Annotated in this window: 1 protein-coding gene; it reads right to left on the bottom strand. The window is 64.7% G+C overall.

Features of this window, described 5'->3' with window-relative positions:
- Positions 1 to 641 (bottom strand): AMP-binding protein (locus tag NI1_RS36845; protein ID WP_157535547.1); only part of this gene is annotated, 641 nt, incomplete at both ends.

The raw sequence follows: 641 nt of genomic DNA, 5'->3' as shown, positions 1-641 counted from the left end.
TCGTCCACGACCTTGGACGAGATGCCGGGCAGCGGGGTCATGGCCGCGCCGGGTTTGGTGGCGGTGACGCCCGGTAGCGGGGAGATCATGATCGCGCCGGTTTCGGTCTGCCACCAGGTGTCCACGATGGGGGTGCGGTTGCCGCCGACGACTTCGCGGTACCAGCGCCAGGCTTCGGGGTTGATCGGCTCGCCGACCGAGCCGAGCAGGCGCAGGGAGTTCAGGTTGTGGCTCTCGGGGATTTCGCGGCCCCACTTCATGAAGGTGCGGACCAGGGTGGGGGCGGTGTAATAGATGCTCACCCCGTACTTTTCGATGATTTCCCAGTGGCGGTGTTCGTTGGGGAAGTTGGGGGTGCCTTCGTAGACGACCTGGGTGACGCGGTTGGCGAGGGGGCCGTAGACGATGTAGGAGTGTCCGGTGACCCAGCCGATGTCGGCGGTGCACCAGTAGATGTCTTGTCCGGGTTTGTGGTCGAAGACGTAGTGGTGGGTGTAGGAGGCTTGGGTGAGGTAGCCGCCGCTGGTGTGCAGGATGCCTTTGGGTTTTCCGGTGGTGCCGGAGGTGTAGAGGATGAACAGCGGGTGCTCGGCGTCGAAGGCTTGGGCTTCGTGCTCGGGCGAGGCGAGGGAGACGGTTTC

The sequence above is a fragment of the Nocardia inohanensis NBRC 100128 genome (assembly GCF_001612945.1).
GTDB classification, from domain to species: Bacteria; Actinomycetota; Actinomycetes; order Mycobacteriales; family Mycobacteriaceae; genus Nocardia; species Nocardia inohanensis.
The sequence above is the reverse complement of the archived record's forward strand: the minus strand, read 5'-3'. Positions and strand labels throughout refer to the sequence as shown.